The organism is Mesorhizobium sp. M4A.F.Ca.ET.020.02.1.1 (assembly GCF_004022645.1).
GTDB lineage: Bacteria > Pseudomonadota > Alphaproteobacteria > Rhizobiales > Rhizobiaceae > Mesorhizobium.
In genome coordinates, this window is the sequence record NZ_RZOI01001196.1 from 1 (window position 1) to 991 (window position 991).

A 991-nucleotide genomic window follows, 5' to 3' on the forward strand; every position below is an offset into this window, starting at 1 on the left:
GTCGAAGCTGGCGCCGTGGCTCGCCGGCATGAGCACCAGCCCGCCATGCGAGAACTGCCGTTCTTCGGCCTCGGCCGACGCCGGGCGGGCGCGGCGCAGGATGACGTTGACGCGGGCGACCAGCTCGCGCGGGCTGAACGGCTTCGTCACATAGTCGTCGCCGCCCATTTCCAGCCCGAGGATGCGGTCGATCTCCTCGTCGCGCGCCGACAAAAACAGCACCGGCACGTCGGATCGCTGCCTCAGCCTGCGGCACACCTCCAGCCCGTCCATCTCCGGCATGCCGATGTCGAGCACGACGAGGTCGGGCGCGCGCCGCTCGATCGCCTGCAGGGCGGCGGCACCATCGGCGACGCCTTGCGTCCTCATGCCGGCCTTTTCCAGCGCGAAGCAGATGATCTCGCGGATATGCGGATCGTCGTCGGCGACGAGGATGTTGTGCGGCATCGATCAGAGGTCCGGCATCGCGGGTTGATACCCGGGAGGAACCACGAGCGGACCTCTTTTGTCGAGTGCGCGCAAAAGCCGCCAGTCGCGAAAGCTCCAGGCGCGCCAGTTTTTCTGCTCGTCGCGAAAGCGGGCCTCGGTGAAGGCGTCAGCCGGATCGCGTTTGTCGGCGAGGAACACCTTCTTCTGATGGTCAAAAAAGCGGTCGAGTGCCGGCAACGCGGCGGGGCCGAGAGACCTCGTGTAGAAAAGGTCGAGGCTGGTGCCGGGGCCGTTCATTTCGTAGGAATGGTCGACATTGTAGTTGGCGATCAGCGCGGCGAAGTTGACGTAGCAGCACACATAAAGCGTCGCCGATAACGTCAGAAGATTGGCGGAGAGCAGCCATTCGCTGGATTTTCCAAGCGCGATGCGGGCGATGATCAGCGCCAGCCCTGCCGCCACCAGCCCCATCCAGACGAAGGCGGCAATGCGCAGATAGGTCAGCGCGTAGATGCCGATATAGAGATCGAGCCTCAGCATCGAGGAGATGACCAGCATGATG

The 991-nt window shown here is 64.3% G+C and carries 2 protein-coding genes; both read right to left on the reverse strand.

The genetic code is table 11. The annotated features are described in order from the left end of the window. Window positions 1-447, reverse strand: a 447-nt coding sequence (locus tag EN742_RS36005) for a response regulator (protein WP_128333942.1), incomplete at its 3' end; no start/stop codon positions are given. Window positions 448-450: 3 nt separating this feature from the next. Further along, window positions 451-991: DUF4173 domain-containing protein (locus tag EN742_RS36010; RefSeq protein WP_148670571.1), on the reverse strand; the 541-nt coding region annotated here is incomplete at its 5' end.